Source organism: Enterobacter cloacae complex sp. SHL001, from assembly GCF_049236825.1.
Lineage (GTDB): Bacteria > Pseudomonadota > Gammaproteobacteria > Enterobacterales > Enterobacteriaceae > Enterobacter > Enterobacter hormaechei_C.
The window spans coordinates 158,093-175,815 of sequence record NZ_JBMKIP010000007.1; the positions used below are offsets into that span (position 1 = coordinate 158,093).

Consider the following 17,723-nt stretch of genomic DNA (forward strand, 5'->3'; position numbering starts at 1 on the left):
TTTAACACACAGAAAAAACTATCATGGCGGCCAGAAGAAAAATCCAGACAAAGGAGAATGTATGGCTTCTGTCCCTCTCTCAGGACCGGGTTCAATCGTTATAGCGAACAATATGCGCGAGGCTAGCCTTAACGGAATGTCACGCAATATGGCCACGCCCTCAACGTATTATTGGTTCTACCAAAAAGTCCGAAATGGCGGTCCCTGGGATTATAAAAAATTCGACCCTTATTTTGCTGCATTTGGTAACTTCAACTTCGGAGCCGCAGGTACTGCGGCAGGTATCCCTGCAAACATCCTTCTTATGGGCGCAGGCTGGGCTCAAGGCCGGGCAGGTACCTCAAAACCGGAATGGGGAAAATGGTACGAAAAGCCTCCTTACGGAGACGACCCAACGGACCAACGCAACATCAGAGAAGGAATAGAATATGCCATTCAAAACGGCTATTAAATGGATTCATCGCCTTGTTACCGTTTCGCTTCTGGTTCTGGTCATTGGATTTCTCTGGTTAAACCATCAACCCAATCAGCGCAATAGCGATGAGCTACAGCGCGTTTATCAATTATCCGATAGCGTCTGGCTCTATATGACCGTGAACAATCAGGGTGGCACAACCGTACCACCAATTTACCGATACTATCTCTCTGGAGCGCTCGCAGGGAAAGACACTGACATTATCCATCAGCTGGCTATGAAGTATCCGGTCATCGAAGGTACAGGCACGATAACCTCAGCCAGTATTGATACAAGCGGGGAAGTGAAAATTGCCTATAGCGGAAAGGTTATTTCGATTGAGAACAATGTCTCCAGTCTCCGGTTCTCAGTTAAGCCCTGAGCCAGAGGAAAGAAGGCGGGGCTTTCCCCGCCTGCTGTGGTACTCAGTGCCAAATCATCAATGCAATCATACTGACCACGACCAGCCCGCACAGGGCGCTGGTCAAAATGAACTGACGACGCAGGCGCTCGCAGCGACGGATAAACTCTTCATCGTGGTGATCGCGGTAGCGTTGGTAGTAGATATACCCCACCAGACGCATCTGCTTGCTGGGCTGTCCGTGCGAGGTGAAGAACCCTCCACCGTCCACATACTGATAAAGCAACGGATCGCAACCACGAAGTACCACTAACAGCGCACGTAACGATGAGAAGTAGCGCGCCATATTCACTATGCAAACCACGCATAACGCCCAAAACAATGCGACGGTGCTAATCATACATCCTCCCCGGCGTCCGCCCACGAAGCAAGGCTCCTGAGCTACCGCACCCCAATGCCCTGACAGACAGTTCAGTGAAAGAATGACCAAAAGTCGATCCGGTTCGCGTTTTAATATCCGAACGGCTCATTAAATAGTGTAGGAGATCCGTTAATTTTTTTGCCACAAGGTTAATCGTTATCAACACCAAAGCTTGAAAAATATGTTTAACTGGGCCGTAATGAAAGCATCAGACGACGGCTTTCCCATTTAGTCATCGATAACTTAAGGAAGGAGTAACACTATGGCTTACAAACACATTCTCATCGCGGTAGACCTCTCCCCGGAGAGTAAAGTGCTGGTTGATAAAGCAGTATCCATGGCACGTCCCTACAACGCGAAAGTTTCGCTGATTCACGTTGATGTGAATTACTCCGACCTCTACACCGGACTGATCGACGTGAATCTCGGCGATATGCAGAAACGCATCTCCGAAGAGACTCACCACGCGCTGAGCGAGCTTTCTACCAACGCGGGCTATCCAATCACTGAAACCTTAAGCGGTAGCGGCGATCTGGGCCAGGTGCTGGTTGATGCGATTAAGAAATACGATATGGACCTGGTGGTATGCGGTCATCACCAGGACTTCTGGAGCAAGCTGATGTCTTCCGCGCGCCAGCTGATTAACACCGTACACGTGGATATGCTGATTGTTCCACTGCGTGACGAAGAAGACGAGTAAGTGCAAAAAAGCCCGGTGGCGCTAACGCTTACCGGGCCTACAAGCGGCACTGAATGTAGGCCGGGTAAGGCGAAGCCGCCACCCGGCTTTTTTATTCTGGCGTTCCCGAATAAATATCAAATCGGTGTCCTTTGGTGGTCACCGCGTTAGTGGTCGCAACGTCCGCCAGCGGCGGCGCATAGTCCGGCCGCTTCACCACCACCCGCTTCGTCGCCAGCTGACGAGCCGGCTCCAGCAGGCCATCGGCATCTAAATCTGGCCCCACCAGAGACTGAAACACCCGCATCTCTTTCTTCACCAGCGCGCTTTTCTGCTTATGCGGGAACATGGGGTCGAGATAGACTACCTGCGGGCGTGGGGTGATATCGGTCAGCGCCGTCAGGCTGGAGGCATGAATAAGTTGCAAACGTTCCTGCAACCACGGGCCGATTTCCGGGTCCGCGTAGCCCCGCGTCAGCCCGTCGTCGAGCAGCGCGGCGACAACCGGATTACGCTCCAGCATCCGCACCCGACAGCCGACAGACGCCAGCACAAAGGCATCGCGCCCCAGCCCCGCCGTGGCATCCACCACGTCCGGCAGATAGCTGCCTTTAATGCCGACCGCTTTGGCCACCGCTTCACCGCGACCGCCGCCAAACTTACGCCGGTGCGCCATCGCGCCGCCGACAAAATCGACAAAAATCCCGCCAAGCTTTGGCTCATCGCGCTTGCGCAGCTCCAGATGTTCCGGCGTCATCACCAGCGCCATCAGGTTGTCTTCATCATGTTCCAGCCCCCAGCGGGCCGCCAGAACAGATAAGGCGCCGTCCCCGGCGCCTGTTTCATCTACTAAGCAGATCTTCACGTAGCAATCAGCCTTTGATTCCGTAATGCTCCAGCATCGCATCCAGCTGCGGCTCGCGGCCACGGAAGCGTTTGAACAGCTCCATAGGCTCTTCTGAACCGCCGCGCGTCAGGATGTTATCAAGGAACGACTGACCGGTTTCGCGGTTGAAAATCCCCTCTTCTTCGAAGCGCGAGAAGGCATCTGCCGCCAGCACGTCGGCCCACAGGTAGCTGTAGTAGCCTGCGGCGTACCCGCCTGCGAAGATATGGCTGAACGCGTGCGGGAAACGTCCCCAGGTCGGGCCTGGAATAACCGCGACCTGCTTTTTAATCTCAGCCAGGGTTTCGAGGATTTTCGCCCCCTGCTCCGGGCTGAACTCGGCGTGCAGGCGGAAGTCGAACAGGCCGAACTCCAGCTGACGCAGGATGAACATCGCCGCCTGGTAGTTTTTCGCCGCCAGCATTTTATCCAGCAGTTCTTTCGGCAGCGGTTCGCCCGTTTCGTAATGGCCGGAGATAAATGCCAGCGCGTCCGGCTCCCAGCACCAGTTTTCCATAAACTGGCTTGGCAGCTCGACCGCATCCCATGGCACACCGCTGATACCGGCGACGCCAGCGGTTTCGATGCGGGTCAGCATGTGGTGCAGGCCGTGACCGAACTCGTGGAACAGGGTGATCACTTCATCGTGGGTAAACAGCGCAGGTTTGCCGCTCACCGGGCGGTTGAAGTTACAGGTCAGGTAGGCGACCGGTTTTTGCAGGGAACCATCCGCTTTACGCATCTGGCCCACGCAGTCGTCCATCCACGCCCCGCCACGTTTGTTTTCACGCGCGTAAAGATCCAGATAGAAGCTGCCGCGCAGCTCGTTTTTCTCGTCATACAGCTCGAAGAAGCGCACGTCCGGATGCCAGACGTCGATGTCGGTACGCTCTTTCGCGGTAATGCCGTAGATGCGTTTCACCACCTCGAACAGGCCGTTAACGGCTTTGTTTTCCGGGAAGTACGGACGCAGCTGTTCGTCGCTGATGCTGTAGAGGTGCTGTTTCTGTTTTTCGCTGTAGTACGCGATATCCCACGGCTGAAGCTCGTCCACGCCGAACTCCGCTTTCGCAAAGGCGCGCAGCTGAGCCAGTTCTTTTTCACCCTGAGGACGGGCGCGTTTCGCCAGATCGGTCAGGAAGTCGAGCACCTGCTGTGGGTTCTCGGCCATTTTGGTGGCGAGGGATTTATCCGCGTAGCTGTCGAAGCCCAGCAGCTGTGCCAGTTCGTGGCGCAGGGCGAGGATCTCCGCCATCACCGGGCTGTTATCCCACTTACCGGCATTCGGCCCCTGATCGGAGGCGCGGGTGCTGTAGGCGCGGTACATCTCTTCGCGCAGGGCCTGGTTGTCGCAGTAGGTCATCACCGGCAGATAGCTTGGGATATCCAGCGTTAACAGGAAGCCTTCCTGCTCTTTCGCTTCGGCCTGGGCTTTTGCCGCCGCCAGCGCGCTTTCCGGCATGCCCGCCAGTTCAGATTCATCGGTAATCAGCTTCGTCCAGCCCATGGTGGCGTCGAGGACGTTGTTGCTGTACTGGTTGCCCAGCTCGGACAGGCGCGCGGCGATTTCGCCGTAGCGAACCTGTTTTTCTTTTGGCAGGCCAATCCCGGACAGTTCGAAATCACGCAGGGCGTTATCAACCGATTTTTTCTGCGCCGTGTTCAGTTCGGCATAGTGGTCGCCGTCGCGCAGGTCGCGGTAGGCTTTGTAGAGCCCCTCATGCTGACCGACCCAGGTGCTGTACTCAGAGAGCAGCGGCAGGGTCTGTTCGTAGGCTTCACGCAGCTCCGGGCTGTTTTTCACCGAGTTCAGGTGACTCACCGGGGAGAAAATACGCCCCAGCACGTCGTCCACTTCGGCCAGCGGCTGACACAGATTTTCCCAGGTGTACGGCGCGCCCTGCGCAACCACGCTTTCTACCGCCGCGCGGCAGTTTTCCAGCGACTGGGTAACGGCCGGAACCACATGCTCAGGGAGGATTTTAGAAAACGGTGGCAACGAAAAAGGCGTCAGTAATGGATTGGTCATAAACGCTGTCCTGTTGAAATAGGTGAATGAAGCGCGCATCCGGCGCTGTGCATATTGTTCAGTAATGGGGTTAAGTGTAGAGGATTTCAATGCCGAAGGTTGTCGAAAAACGCCCGTTGGCGCTGCGCTTACCGGGCCTGCGGGTAATCTGTGCCGTTCTGCTGTAAACTGTGGCAAATCGTCAATTCAGCGGAATATCATTACCCATGCTCAGTTATCGCCACAGCTTCCACGCAGGCAACCACGCCGACGTCCTCAAACATACCGTTCAGAGCCTGATCATCGAATCGCTTAAAGAAAAGGATAAACCGTTCCTTTATCTGGACACCCACGCGGGCGCGGGCCGTTATCAGCTGAGCGGCGAGCATGCAGAGCGTACCGGTGAATATCTGGAAGGGATTGCGCGTATCTGGCAGCAGGACGATCTGCCTGCCGAGCTGGAGCCGTACATTGGCGTGGTGAATCACTTCAACCGCAACGGCCAGCTGCGTTACTACCCGGGTTCACCACTGATTGCCCGCCAGCTGCTGCGTGAGCAGGACAGCCTTCAGCTGACAGAGCTACACCCGAGCGACTTCCCGCTGCTGCGTTCTGAGTTTCAGAAAGATAACCGCGCCCGCGTGGACAAAGCCGATGGCTACCAGCAGCTGAAAGCCAAACTGCCGCCGGTTTCCCGTCGCGGCCTGGTGCTGATCGACCCACCGTACGAAATCAAAACCGACTATCAGGCGGTGGTGACCGGCATTAACGAAGGTTACAAACGCTTTGCGACCGGCACCTATGCCCTGTGGTATCCGGTAGTGCTGCGCGCGCAAATTAAACGCATGATCAAAGACCTCGAAGCGACCGACATTCGTAAAATCCTGCAAATTGAGCTGGCGGTGCGCCCTGACAGCGACCAGCGCGGCATGACCGCGTCCGGCATGATCGTCATTAACCCGCCGTGGAAGCTCGAAGCACAGATGAACAACGTGCTGCCGTGGCTGCACAAAACGCTGGTGCCAGCCGGTACGGGTCACGCCACCGTGAGCTGGATCGTGCCGGAGTAATCGCAGACATCGGTGGAAACTATTGATTTCAGGTATACAATCGCGGCAATTCACGATTAAGGACAACGCTATGACTAAGCATTATGACTACATCGCAATCGGCGGCGGCAGCGGCGGCATCGCCTCCATCAACCGTGCGGCCATGTACGGCCAGAAGTGTGCGCTGATTGAAGCCAAAGAACTCGGCGGCACCTGCGTGAACGTGGGTTGTGTACCGAAGAAAGTGATGTGGCATGCCGCGCAAATCCGTGAAGCTATCCATATGTATGGTCCGGACTACGGCTTTGATACCACCATCAACCACTTCGACTGGGATAAACTGATCGCCAGCCGTACCGCCTACATCGACCGTATTCACACCTCGTACGATAACGTGCTGGGCAAGAATAACGTCGACGTGATCCGCGGCTTCGCCCGTTTCGTGGATGCGAAGACGATCGAAGTGAACGGCGAGACGATCACCGCCGATCACATCCTGATCGCCACCGGTGGCCGTCCGAGCCACCCGAACATTCCGGGCGCGGAATACGGTATCGACTCCGACGGTTTCTTCGAGCTGCCTGCTCTGCCAGAACGCGTTGCCATTGTGGGCGCAGGTTACATCGCGGTTGAGCTGGCCGGCGTGATTAACGGCCTGGGAGCGGAAGCGCACCTGTTCGTGCGTAAACACGCGCCGCTGCGCAGCTTTGACCCGCTGATCGTCGACACGCTGGTCGAGGTGATGAACGCCGAAGGCCCAACCCTGCACACCAATGCCGTGCCAAAAGCGGTGGTGAAAAATGCGGACGGTAGCCTGACTCTGGAGCTGGAAGATGGTCGCAGCCAGACCGTTGATTGCCTGATCTGGGCGATTGGTCGTGAACCGGCCACCGACAACTTCAATCTGGCCGCAACCGGGGTGAAAACCAATGAAAAAGGCTACATTGTCGTTGATAAATTCCAGAACACCAGCGTACCGGGCATTTATGCCGTCGGTGATAACACCGGCGCCGTAGAGCTGACGCCGGTTGCCGTGGCGGCGGGGCGTCGTCTTTCCGAGCGTCTGTTTAATAACAAGCCGGACGAACATCTGGACTACAGCAACATCCCGACCGTGGTCTTCAGCCACCCGCCAATCGGTACCGTCGGCTTAACCGAGCCGCAGGCGCGTGAGCAGTACGGCGATGACCAGGTGAAAGTGTATAAATCGGCGTTTACCGCGATGTATACCGCGGTCACCTCGCACCGTCAGCCATGCCGCATGAAGCTGGTCTGCGTGGGCCCGGAGGAGAAGATCGTCGGCATCCACGGCATTGGTTTCGGCATGGACGAGATCCTGCAAGGCTTCGCGGTGGCGCTGAAGATGGGCGCAACGAAGAAAGACTTCGATAACACCGTGGCGATCCACCCGACTGCGGCGGAAGAGTTTGTGACTATGCGCTGATCCGTCTGATCCGCAACAAAACCGGCCAGCTGGCCGGTTTTTTTATGCCCTGGGCAGGTAAACCCAACGGGTGTACAAACGGTAACAAAATAACCCGGTACCCGCGGTGGAATTAACTAATCTTAGAAAGCGCTACGCGTTCGCCTGTTACTACGGAAAAAGATTAGAGATATGAAAATGCACGTAAAGATCACCGCAAAACTGATGGCCAAAATGCACCTTGTTCTCGCGCTGGTTTGGGCGATACTGACTATTCCTACCCTGCTGTGGTGGAAAAACAGCATTCTGTGGGTGTCGTTAATGAGCATTTACGCCATCGTGATTTCCCATCTGGCTGCGTACAGCGCCGCCCATGCGGAAAAAGCGGCCAGCAAAGCGATGGATAAAAGCGAAGGCGCCAGCCAGAAAGCCAATCAAACCGCCAAAAGCCTTCAGGGCAATGCGCGTCAGGCGCATTAATCCCTGCGTATATGCAGAATACCGAATGCTCTGAATTTTATTCCTGCTCTGTTTCCAAAGATTCTGATTTAATAATTTAATAATCAAAGGGATATCTGATTTTCAGCGTGTTTAAATCCATTTTGAAAGCGTGATCTACCGCACACTTCGCACCGCATTAACCGAAGCGAATGTCTACGCTTTAAAGATAGCCGGGAAAAACCCGTATTGGTTACGACAAAAACCGGAGGTCCTGAACACCATGTTCAACCAGAAACTACAGACTGCCGAGGATATCGAGTTCGAGATTGCAGAAGAGCTGCGCTACGAAACCGATCCCTGTGAGTTAAAACTGGATGAGATGATCGAGGCAGAGCCGGAACCGGAAATGATTGAAGGGCTGCCGGCGTCCGATGCCCTTACGCCCGCAGACCGCTACCTTGAACTGTTTGAACACGTCCAGTCGTCGCGGCTGTTTGCGGACAGCAAAACCTTTCCCGACTGCGCGCCGAAGATGGATCCGCTGGATATTTTGATCCGCTATCGCAAGGTGCGTCGTCACCGTGATTTTGACCTGGCGCGCTTTGTGGAGAATCACTTCTGGCTGCCGGAGGACTACAGCAAAGAGTACGTCTCTGACCCCGGCCTGTCCCTGAAAGAACATATTGATAATCTGTGGCCGGTGCTGACGCGCGAGCCGCAGGATCACATCCCTTGGTCGTCGCTGCTAGCGCTGCCTCAGGCCTATATTGTGCCCGGTGGGCGATTCAGTGAGACCTACTACTGGGACTCTTACTTCTCCATGCTGGGGCTTGCTGAAAGTGGTCGTAACGATCTGCTGAAATGTATGGCCGATAACTTCGCCTGGCTGATTGAGCGCTACGGCCATATCCCGAACGGCAACCGTACCTACTATCTCAGCCGCTCCCAGCCGCCCGTTTTTGCCCTGATGGTGGAGCTGTTTGAAGAGGACGGCGTGCGCGGGGCGAAGCGCTATCTTGAGCATCTTAAGATGGAGTACGCCTTCTGGATGGACGGGGCGGAATCGCTGCTGCTCAATCAGGCCTATCGCAGTGCGGTACGCATGCCGGATGGCTCATTGCTCAACCGCTACTGGGACGATCGCGACACGCCGCGAGATGAATCGTGGATTGAGGACGTGGAAACCGCCCGTCATTCCGGTCGTCCGCCGAACGAGGTGTATCGCGACCTGCGCGCCGGCGCAGCTTCAGGATGGGATTACTCATCCCGCTGGCTGCGCGATCCTGCGCGGCTGGCCAGCATCCGCACGACACAATTTATCCCCATTGATTTGAACGCATTCCTGTTCAAACTGGAGAGCGCTATCGCCAATATCTCCGCGTCGAAAGGGGATAAAGAGACGGCTGATCTGTTCCGCCAGAAAGCCAGCGACCGGCGCGCGGCGGTGAACCGCTATCTGTGGGACGAAGAGAACGGCTGTTATCGTGATTACGACTGGCGGCGTGAAGCCCTGGCGCTGTTCTCTGCGGCCAGCATTGTGCCGCTCTATGTGGGCATGGCGACGCATGAGCAGGCTGAACGGCTGTCCGATGCCGTTAAAGCCCGTCTGCTCACGCCGGGCGGTATTCTCGCCACCGAATATGAAACCGGGGAGCAGTGGGATAAGCCGAACGGCTGGGCGCCGCTCCAGTGGATGGCGATCCAGGGGTTCAAGCAGTACGGCAACGACTCGCTGGGAGATGAGATCGCCTGGAGCTGGCTGCACACGGTGAACCATTACTACAAAACCCATCATAAGCTGATTGAGAAGTACCACATCGCCAGCAGCACGCCACGCGAAGGTGGCGGGGGTGAGTATCCGTTGCAGGATGGCTTCGGCTGGACGAATGGCGTGGTGCGGCGGTTGATTGGGCTGTATGGGGAGCCCTGAGCCTCACCCCTCACCCTGCCCCTCTCCCCTGAGGGGCAGGGTGAGGGGGGAAAATAATCAGCGGATCACCTCATAAATGGCAGTCTGGATGGACTGCCATTTTTTTGTGCTGGCATCGGGCTGCGTCTTCGCGCGGCGCGTTGCCATATCGGCGTCGTGCTGCTGGCGTTTCACCACCGCGGGAACGGTACAGAATGCTTCCAGGTACTGCTTACGCATAGGCGTCAGCGATTCGCCGTTCGCCATCGCATGGCTAAGCGTATTAATAAAGCGTCGGCAGGGCTTTTGCTCTGTCATTTGCAGGCGGTAGCGCAACATTACTTCGAGTACATCGTCGTAGCCTGCCGACAACGCCTCCTCCGTCCATGACATTTTCCAGTCCATCCCGCCCTGCAAAAACAGGAGCGCCACGCGGGTGTCATTGCGATTGATGGCCGAGCGGAAATTATTCTCATCCCAGGTAACACCCATGCGGGTTAACGTCTCGCGTGAGGAAGGCGTTTCGCGCATCTCCTGCACCTGCGCGGGAGATGCCGTACTGGCCACAGCCGGCTGCGGTTTACTGCTGGTCACCAGCCAGAATCCCCCCACGACAATCGCGATAACCATCACGCCAACCGCTCCCCACAGCACGCCGGAAATCAGCTGTTCGCGCTGCTCTGGCGTACGCGCGGCGCGCTGAGTCGGTTTTTCTATGCTGTCGCGCACTTCAAAAAGATCGCCGCCTGTGGTGCGGTCCATTTTTTGCGCCTTTTCCCAGAACGCGTGCAGCTCGCTTTCGTCCACCGCCATCAGCGCCGCCGGGTTAACGCGTGTCCGCCCTTCCTCAAACGCGCGCTGAACGGAGCGGGTGATCTGCGTGTAATAGCAGTCGAGCAGCTGGATTTGCGCCCCGCTTAACGGCTGCTGCACGGTGATGCTGTTGCGGATTTGTCGAATATCTTCGAGGAAGGTTTGCAGGGTTTTGCGGGGCTCTACCAGCAGCGTCAGCATGTCCGGAGCGTTAAACAGCGGCGCGTAGTAGCGGCTAAATTCTTTTTTATCCACCAGCAGCTGGGCCAGTTCGCTGAACAACATGCCGCTCAGAACATCATTAATCTCACCGTTTTTCAGCCAGCGACGCACGCGTTCAGCGTTAAACAAGGTCTTAAGATGATTATTCAGCCGCACCGGATCGGGCCACGCCTGCTGTATCAGCCCTTTAATCATCAGCTCAATGGCACGCACCTGTTTCTGCGCCTGAAGCTGGCTCTCCTTCTCTGGCACCCTCCCGGTTTCGTAGGTCAGGAGGGGCTGTTGCAGACGCAGATATTCAAGGGAGGTGACGAAGCGCATCGCCGCAATCAGCTGATTTTCGCTGACATCCTGCCCGCTTTCATACTGGGGAACACGCTGCTGAAGCAAGCGTAATTGCAGCGTAAAGGCCGTCATTTCCGCATCATTCAGATTCAGCTTCCTGGCTACGGCGCCCCACCCGCCCAGCCCCAGGCGGGCGCTATCCAGTTGCTCCAGAAACCAGCGTGGATCTTTTCCTTCAGAAACATGTACATTCAACAGAAGTAAAATTTCAACAGACGCCTGACGGATCGCTGCCAGACAGTGTTCAAACTGTTCGCGGGTATGATGCGATGAGCTAATCATCATTGTTTTCCTTGAGAGACAATGAGTACCGCTAAAGCGGCATTAAAAGTCGTTTTTCTTTTTATTTATATGAGGTTAAACATACCTGACTTTCTGTTGAAATAAAGTGACAACCTTATAATCATTTGCAATGCCTCCGGAGGATCGTCATGCCCGCCTTAACCACCGCGCGTCTCACCTGCTCGCCGCTGCAAGAGCAAGACTGGCCCTTTTTTCTGTCGCTACAGCAAAATCCTGAGGTGATGCGTTTTGTCGCCCCTGCGCGTAGCGAGGCGGACATTCGGGAAGCCTTTGAGTCTCGTCTGTTGCCGTGGACGCCGGGCAGCTCGCACTGGCTCTGCCTTGTGGTGCGTGAAACGGCCAGCCAGACGCCGCTGGGCGTAACCGGCTATGTGCACCGGGAAGCAGATTGTGCTGAAGTCGGTTTTCTCTTTGCGCCCTCTGCGCAGGGGAAAGGTTACGGCTTTGAATCTCTGCGGGCTGTGTGTGATTTCGCGCTGACTCAGGGTAATATCCGTCGGCTCACCGCCACCGTGACGGCGGGAAATATCGCCTCAAGGCGACTGCTGGAAAAAACAGGTTTTCAGCTGGAAGGTGAGTTGCGTGAGAGTTATTTCCTTTCAGGGCAATGGCATAACGACTGGCTATTCGGTTTACTGAAAAAGGAATTCCCGTTCAGTTAAACCTGATCAATAGCCATTTGGCGGATATTTCCCCGGCGGCGTTTCCTCTATAGTCGCGCCACTAAGAGGAAACGCTTATGACGGGTTATGCAATGCAGATATCTTCTGCTGCAATCGCATTAATTAAAAAACAACAGGGTCTTTCCCTGGAGAAATACCGTGACGAAAAGGGTATATGGGTTATTGGTTATGGTCACGTGATTCGCCAGTGGGAAAAATTTAACAGTCTCATCACGCCGATTGAGGCGGAGAATTTGCTTTTTAATGATATTCAATTATGTGAGGCGCTGCTGCGGGAAATGAACAAACGCCCATTAACCCAACAGCAGCATGACGCCCTGATATTAACCCTCTTCAGTTTTGGGGAAGAGTCCCCTCTGCCTGAGAAGATCCTTCAGGCCGTCGCCCGGGTGTAGTACATCGCGGCCTGCGTCCGGTTTTTGACATCAAGACGCCGGAAAAGCGTCTCAAGATGGGCTTTTACCGTTGCCGCACTGATATTGAGATTACGACCAATCTCTTTATTGGACTCTCCGGCCGCCAGTAACTTCAATACCTCACGCTGGCGCTCGCTTAACACTGCCAGTTCATCCTGAGAGGAGTGCTGCTTCAGCCATTCGCCGGGAAAACAGACCATTCCACGCGATACGGAATCCAGCACTGCGGAAAAGCGTTCGGGATTCGCATTGCGGGGAACTATCGCCACCACGTTGCGCTGAAACATTTGCTCAACCCAACGTCGCTCTTTTTTCGTTAACACCAACACCACGCGCGACGCTGGAAAACGATCCATAATCTCTTCCAGTAAAGCCACACCATTATCACGAATTAAATACCCATCTATCATGACGATAGCGGAGGGTGACGCGGATAATTGCGCCCATAATTCATCAGTCTGACGAGCCCCTGTCATCTCTATTTTCGGAATTAACTTCTGCAAACTGTACATCGCTCCATGAATAAATAATGACTGCCTGTCAAACATGATTACTCGCATCGTTTTACTCCTCTGAGAATAGCGAAGGGGGATTCTACAGAGGCATTTTTTAAGAAAAAACTCAATGAATGGAGAGGTTACAAATCACCCAGCTCTCTTTATATCTTCCAGCATTTAGACATACCTGTTTTAAGGATTTCCTTAAGAGGGTTCCCTCCCCCTTAAGACTGAACATTACAGGAACATACCGCCTGAAACTTCAATACGTTGCGCATTCATCCAGCCCAGTTTGTCACTGAGCAACGCCGCAATGGCGTCACCAATATCATCGGGCAGGCCCACGCGTCCCAGCGCTGTCTGCGAGGCCAGCAGCTGGTTAAGCTCCGCATTATCCCGCACGCGTCCGCCCCCAAAGTCGGTTTCAATCGCGCCGGGCGCGATGATATTGACGGAAATTCCGCGCGCACCAAGCTCTTTTGCCTGATAGCGGGTCAGCACTTCCATCGCCCCTTTCATTGCCGCGTAGGTGCCTGAACCGGGCTGAGTAAAACGGGCCAGTCCGCTGGAGACGTTCAGGATCCGCCCTCCGTCTTTTATGAGCGGCAGCAGCTGTTGCGTGAGGAAAAACGGCCCTTTGAAGTGAATGTTCAGCACATCATCAAACTGCGCCTCGGTCGTCTCGGTATAGGGTGCGTATAACCCTGTACCTGCGTTGTTCACTAAATAGTCAAAGGTGTCACGTTGCCAGACGTGTTTGAGGGTATCCTTCACCTGCTGAGCAAAGCGCGAAAAGCTTGCCGTATCGCCGACGTTAAGCTGCAATGCTGCCGCTTTTCCACCTGTTCCCTCGATTTCGCGCACAACTTCCTGCGCCTCCTGCTGGCTGTTGTTCCAGGTCAGGATGATGCCTGTCCCTTCCGCGGCCAGCTTCAAAACGGCATTTTTCCCCAGGCCGCGGCTACCGCCCGTCACTAAAGCAATACGTTCACTCATAATTCACCTCGTTTCGGCTGTGATGAAGATTGAGAAAGAGCTTATTAGATGGTAGAAAATCAATAAATAGTGCCGTCAGCGCTTCACTGTTTCATTCATAACAACAATGACCAACACCTATGGATAAAATACACGCAATGCAGCTTTTCCTTCGGGTCGCGGAACTGGAAAGTTTTTCCCGCGCGGCGGAGACGTTAAGCCTGCCAAAGGGGAGCGTATCGCGACAGATCCAGGCACTGGAAAACGCACTGGGCACGCAGCTGCTGCACCGCACTACCCGCCGCGTCAGCCTGACGCAGGACGGCATGGTTTATTACGAGCGCGCTAAAGATCTGCTGATGAATCTGGACGAACTGGACGGCATGTTCCTGCACGACCCTTCAACCATCAGCGGTCGGCTACGTGTGGATATGCCCGTTGCCATTGCGCGAAATGTAGTCATTCCGAAACTGCCTGCATTTTTACAACAGTTTCCCGGCATTGAGCTGGAGCTGAGTAGCAGCGATCGTCTGGTCGATGTCATCCGCGAAGGATTTGACTGCGTGGTTCGCGTGGGAAACTTAAAGGACTCCGGGCTTATCGCCCGCCCGCTTGGGAAACTCTCGGTGATTAACTGCGCCAGCCCGGATTATCTGACGCGATTCGGCTACCCTGAGACGCTGGACGATTTGGCTTCGCATGCCCTCATCCACTACTCCGCCACGCTGGGCACGCGTCCGCAGGGTTTTGAGTATTACAACGGCAGCGCGACCCAGTGGGTAAAAACGGGAGGCGTATTGACGGTTAACAGCACTGAAACCTACCAGGCCGCCTGTATCGCCGGGCTTGGCATTATTCAGGTTCCGCGCGTCGGGGTACGTGATGCCCTGCGCACGAAAAAACTCGTTGAGATCCTGCCGCAACACCGGGCTGAACCGATGCCCGTCTCCCTCATTTATCCCCACCGCCGTAACCTCTCCCGCCGGGTGCATGTGTTTATGGAGTGGCTTACCGAACTCACAAAAGGTTACGTCGACTAGTCACAAGCTATAATTCAGTAACATCCAGCTCAACGAAAAGGAAAATGCGCGTGACGCCGGAAAATAACCCGCAACGACCGACTCAACATTTAGATTATGAACCCATCAAAAAGATGGATAACGAGCCTGAAGCGCCGAAAGAGCCTGGAACGGCCAGCAAAGCGCTGGGCACCGTGACCGGCATAGCCGAAAAAATTCAGCAGATACCCGCGATTGCTCACCTGATACGCGCCGCTGAGCGCTTTAACGACCGCATGGGAAATCAGTTTGGCGCGGCGATTACCTATTTCTCGTTCCTGTCGATGATCCCCATCCTGATGGTGTCATTTGCCGCCGCCGGTTTTGTGCTGGCGTCTCACCCGACGCTGTTGCAGGACATCTTCAATAAGATCCTGACCAACGTCAGCGACCAGACGCTCGCCGCAACGCTCAAAAGCACCATCAACACCGCCGTGCAGCAGCGTACCACCGTGGGTATCGTCGGGTTGCTGATTGCGCTCTATTCCGGGGTGAACTGGATGGGCAACCTGCGTGAGGCTATTCGCGCCCAGTCGCGTGACGTCTGGGAGCGTAGACCGCAGGATCAGGAGAAGATATGGGTGAAGTATTTGCGCGACTTTATTTCGCTGATTGGGCTGCTGGTGGCGCTGGTCATTACGCTCTCCATCACCTCGGTCGCCGGTTCCGCGCAGCAGATGATTATCTCCGCGCTTTACCTGGATTACATTGAATGGCTGAAACCGGCCTGGCGCGGCATTGGGCTGGCCATTTCTATCTTTGCTAACTACCTTCTGTTCTTCTGGATCTTCTGGCGTTTGCCCCGCCATCGTCCGCGCAAGAAGGCGCTGATGCGCGGGACATTGATTGCCGCCATTGGTTTTGAGGTGATCAAGATTGTGATGACCTATACGCTGCCGTCCCTGGTGAAGTCTCCCTCCGGCGCGGCCTTTGGTTCGGTGCTGGGGCTGATGGCTTTCTTCTATTTCTTCGCTCGCCTGACGCTGTTCTGCGCCGCGTGGATCGCCACGGCAGAGTATAAAGATGACCCGCGCATGCCGGGTAAAACCCACCGCTGATATCATGTCGGGCTGATATTTCAGCCCGATTCGCCATTTCAGCATATAAATCCAGGCCGTAACTTTTATTTAACGCAAAACCAGTTTTAATGACTGATATTTAAAAAGTGTGAAGCATTTCATAGAAGTGTTTTCGCTGGTCTGAAAATTATCCGCTTTTTGTTGCTTTTATGACCGCGCCACGCCTTTGTTACAGATTGAAATGTCGCTTTTGCTATGCCTAATATGGCCCTTCGTTCGTCCAAAAATAAGAAAATATTATGCAAGCAACAGCCACCACACTTAACGAAGGGGCGGAACACGTTCCGGTCAACTCGCGCAATAAAGTCGTCGTCGCATCGCTGATTGGCACCGCCATTGAGTTCTTCGACTTTTATATTTACGCCACCGCTGCGGTCATTGTCTTTCCGCATATTTTCTTCCCTCAGGGCGACCCGACGGCAGCCACGCTACAGTCTTTAGCCACCTTTGCTATCGCCTTCGTTGCGCGTCCGATTGGTTCAGCGGTCTTTGGGCATTTTGGCGATCGCGTCGGCCGTAAAGTGACGCTGGTTGCCTCGCTGCTGACGATGGGGATCTCCACCGTCGCCATCGGCCTGCTGCCGACCTATGAAACTATCGGCATTCTGGCGCCTGTGCTGCTGGCGCTGGCGCGCTTTGGGCAGGGTCTGGGGCTGGGCGGGGAATGGGGCGGCGCGGCACTGCTGGCGACCGAGAACGCCCCGGCGCGCAAACGAGCCCTGTATGGCTCTTTCCCGCAGCTGGGCGCACCGATTGGGTTCTTCTTTGCTAACGGCACCTTCCTGCTCCTCTCCTGGCTGCTGACTGATGAACAGTTCATGAACTGGGGCTGGCGTATTCCATTCGTCTTCTCCGCCGTGCTGGTGCTGATTGGCCTGTACGTTCGCGTGTCGCTGCACGAGACGCCGGTCTTCGCTAAAGTCGCCGCGGCGAAAAAGCAGGTTAAAGTTCCACTGGGGACGCTGCTGACCAAACACCTCCGCGTGACCGTGCTGGGCACGTTCATCATGCTGGCAACCTACACGCTGTTCTACATCATGACCGTTTACTCCATGACCTTCAGTACCGCCGCCGCGCCGGTCGGCCTGGGCCTGCCGCGTAACGAAGTGCTGTGGATGCTGATGATGGCGGTCATCGGATTTGGTGTGATGGTGCCCATCGCGGGCCTGCTGGCGGATAAATTTGGCCGTCGTTCAAGCATGATCGTCATCACCTCGCTGATTATTCTGTTCGCGCTGTTTGTCTTCCCGCCGCTGCTGGGGTCAGGTAGCCCTGCGCTGGTGATGGCGTATCTGCTGATTGGCCTGAGCCTGATGGGGCTGACTTTTGGCCCAATGGGCGCGCTGCTGCCGGAGCTGTTTCCGACTGAAGTGCGTTACACCGGCGCGTCGTTCTCCTATAACGTTTCGTCGATTCTGGGCGCCTCGGTGGCTCCGTATATCGCCACATGGCTTCAGGCGAACTATGGCCTGTTCTATGTGGGTGTCTATCTGGCGGCAATGGCAGCGCTGACGCTGATTGCGCTGCTGCTGACGCACGAGACGAAGCATCAGGCGCTGTAAGTGAATGCCGGGTGGCGGCTACGCCTTACCCGGCCTACGATTCAGCCCTCACCCACAGGGCTGAGGGCTCCCCACAAAATAATGCCTGCACAGACGGCCCCCTCTCCCTTGAGGGAGAGGGCTGGGGTGAGGGGGAACA

The 17,723-nt window shown here is 55.4% G+C and carries 18 protein-coding genes; 12 read left to right on the top strand and 6 right to left on the bottom strand.

Features of this window, described 5'->3' with window-relative positions; genetic code table 11:
- Positions 1–61: 61 nt before the first annotated feature.
- On the top strand, positions 62–451 hold the full coding sequence (locus ACOTYH_RS18445) for a polymorphic toxin type 44 domain-containing protein (RefSeq protein ID WP_063660198.1): 390 nt from the start codon (positions 62–64) through the stop codon (positions 449–451).
- A complete protein-coding gene (locus ACOTYH_RS18450; RefSeq protein WP_033488097.1) occupies positions 429–836 on the top strand; it encodes a hypothetical protein in 408 nt (135 codons plus the stop codon). The genes ACOTYH_RS18445 and ACOTYH_RS18450 overlap by 23 nt, the downstream gene beginning before the upstream one ends.
- Positions 837–879: 43 nt before the next feature.
- On the opposite strand, the gene uspB is transcribed toward ACOTYH_RS18450, so the two are convergent.
- Positions 880–1,215 (bottom strand): universal stress protein UspB, encoded by a 336-nt coding sequence (gene uspB / locus ACOTYH_RS18455; protein ID WP_003861224.1) that lies wholly within the window; start codon positions 1,213–1,215, stop codon positions 880–882.
- 283 nt (positions 1,216–1,498) lie between these two features.
- Between uspB and uspA the strand changes: the two genes are divergently transcribed.
- Entirely contained in the window at positions 1,499–1,936 is a 438-nt protein-coding gene (gene uspA / locus ACOTYH_RS18460) for a universal stress protein UspA (protein ID WP_003861223.1), read from the top strand.
- 91 nt (positions 1,937–2,027) lie between these two features.
- Here uspA and rsmJ read toward each other — a convergent pair whose 3' ends face one another.
- Together rsmJ and prlC are read right to left on the bottom strand one after the other, a co-directional pair.
- Complete coding sequence (gene rsmJ / locus ACOTYH_RS18465; RefSeq protein ID WP_017384177.1) at positions 2,028–2,780, bottom strand: 16S rRNA (guanine(1516)-N(2))-methyltransferase RsmJ; 753 nt, start codon at positions 2,778–2,780, stop codon at positions 2,028–2,030.
- 7 nt (positions 2,781–2,787) lie between these two features.
- A complete protein-coding gene (gene prlC, locus ACOTYH_RS18470; RefSeq protein ID WP_045344680.1) occupies positions 2,788–4,830 on the bottom strand; it encodes an oligopeptidase A in 2,043 nt (680 codons plus the stop codon).
- A gap of 206 nt (positions 4,831–5,036) precedes the next feature.
- Between prlC and ACOTYH_RS18475 the strand changes: the two genes are divergently transcribed.
- The 4 genes from ACOTYH_RS18475 to ACOTYH_RS18490 all read left to right on the top strand — a co-directional run bounded on the left by ACOTYH_RS18475 (position 5,037) and on the right by ACOTYH_RS18490 (position 9,652).
- Positions 5,037–5,879 (top strand): 23S rRNA (adenine(2030)-N(6))-methyltransferase RlmJ, encoded by an 843-nt coding sequence (locus ACOTYH_RS18475; protein WP_033488099.1) that lies wholly within the window; start codon positions 5,037–5,039, stop codon positions 5,877–5,879.
- A 70-nt stretch (positions 5,880–5,949) separates the two neighbouring features.
- Positions 5,950–7,302, top strand: coding sequence for a glutathione-disulfide reductase (gene gorA / locus ACOTYH_RS18480; RefSeq protein ID WP_017384179.1), 1,353 nt, complete (start codon positions 5,950–5,952; stop codon positions 7,300–7,302).
- 171 nt (positions 7,303–7,473) lie between these two features.
- On the top strand, positions 7,474–7,761 hold the full coding sequence (locus ACOTYH_RS18485) for a hypothetical protein (RefSeq protein ID WP_032672213.1): 288 nt from the start codon (positions 7,474–7,476) through the stop codon (positions 7,759–7,761).
- Positions 7,762–8,002: 241 nt separating this feature from the next.
- A complete protein-coding gene (locus tag ACOTYH_RS18490; protein WP_015571511.1) occupies positions 8,003–9,652 on the top strand; it encodes an alpha,alpha-trehalase in 1,650 nt (549 codons plus the stop codon).
- A 57-nt stretch (positions 9,653–9,709) separates the two neighbouring features.
- Here the strand turns inward: ACOTYH_RS18490 and ACOTYH_RS18495 are convergent, their stop codons facing one another.
- On the bottom strand, positions 9,710–11,296 hold the full coding sequence (locus ACOTYH_RS18495; RefSeq protein WP_023304591.1) for an STY4199 family HEPN domain-containing protein: 1,587 nt from the start codon (positions 11,294–11,296) through the stop codon (positions 9,710–9,712).
- A gap of 146 nt (positions 11,297–11,442) precedes the next feature.
- Between ACOTYH_RS18495 and ACOTYH_RS18500 the strand changes: the two genes are divergently transcribed.
- Positions 11,443–11,976 carry a GNAT family N-acetyltransferase gene (locus ACOTYH_RS18500; RefSeq protein ID WP_017693814.1) on the top strand — a complete coding sequence of 178 codons (534 nt, stop codon included), beginning with the start codon at positions 11,443–11,445 and terminating at the stop codon, positions 11,974–11,976.
- Between the two features lie 77 nt (positions 11,977–12,053).
- Positions 12,054–12,392: a lysozyme gene (locus ACOTYH_RS18505; protein WP_015571514.1), complete on the top strand. Its 339-nt coding sequence runs from the start codon at positions 12,054–12,056 to the stop codon at positions 12,390–12,392.
- Here ACOTYH_RS18505 and ACOTYH_RS18510 read toward each other — a convergent pair.
- On the bottom strand, positions 12,371–12,973 hold the full coding sequence (locus ACOTYH_RS18510) for a response regulator transcription factor (protein ID WP_032104620.1): 603 nt from the start codon (positions 12,971–12,973) through the stop codon (positions 12,371–12,373). The genes ACOTYH_RS18505 and ACOTYH_RS18510 overlap by 22 nt on opposite strands.
- A gap of 174 nt (positions 12,974–13,147) precedes the next feature.
- The gene (locus ACOTYH_RS18515) at positions 13,148–13,906 is read right to left on the bottom strand and encodes an SDR family NAD(P)-dependent oxidoreductase (RefSeq protein ID WP_045907621.1); all 759 of its coding nucleotides are present in this window, start codon (positions 13,904–13,906) and stop codon (positions 13,148–13,150) included.
- A 119-nt stretch (positions 13,907–14,025) separates the two neighbouring features.
- On the opposite strand from ACOTYH_RS18515, the gene ACOTYH_RS18520 reads away from it, so the two are divergent.
- The 3 genes from ACOTYH_RS18520 to ACOTYH_RS18530 all read left to right on the top strand — a co-directional run bounded on the left by ACOTYH_RS18520 (position 14,026) and on the right by ACOTYH_RS18530 (position 17,584).
- On the top strand, positions 14,026–14,925 hold the full coding sequence (locus ACOTYH_RS18520; RefSeq protein WP_421637864.1) for a LysR family transcriptional regulator: 900 nt from the start codon (positions 14,026–14,028) through the stop codon (positions 14,923–14,925).
- Between the two features lie 50 nt (positions 14,926–14,975).
- Positions 14,976–16,001 carry an inner membrane protein YhjD gene (yhjD, locus tag ACOTYH_RS18525; protein ID WP_023295574.1) on the top strand — a complete coding sequence of 342 codons (1,026 nt, stop codon included), beginning with the start codon at positions 14,976–14,978 and terminating at the stop codon, positions 15,999–16,001.
- Between the two features lie 260 nt (positions 16,002–16,261).
- Complete coding sequence (locus ACOTYH_RS18530; protein WP_015571519.1) at positions 16,262–17,584, top strand: MFS transporter; 1,323 nt, start codon at positions 16,262–16,264, stop codon at positions 17,582–17,584.
- Positions 17,585–17,723 lie beyond the last annotated feature (139 nt).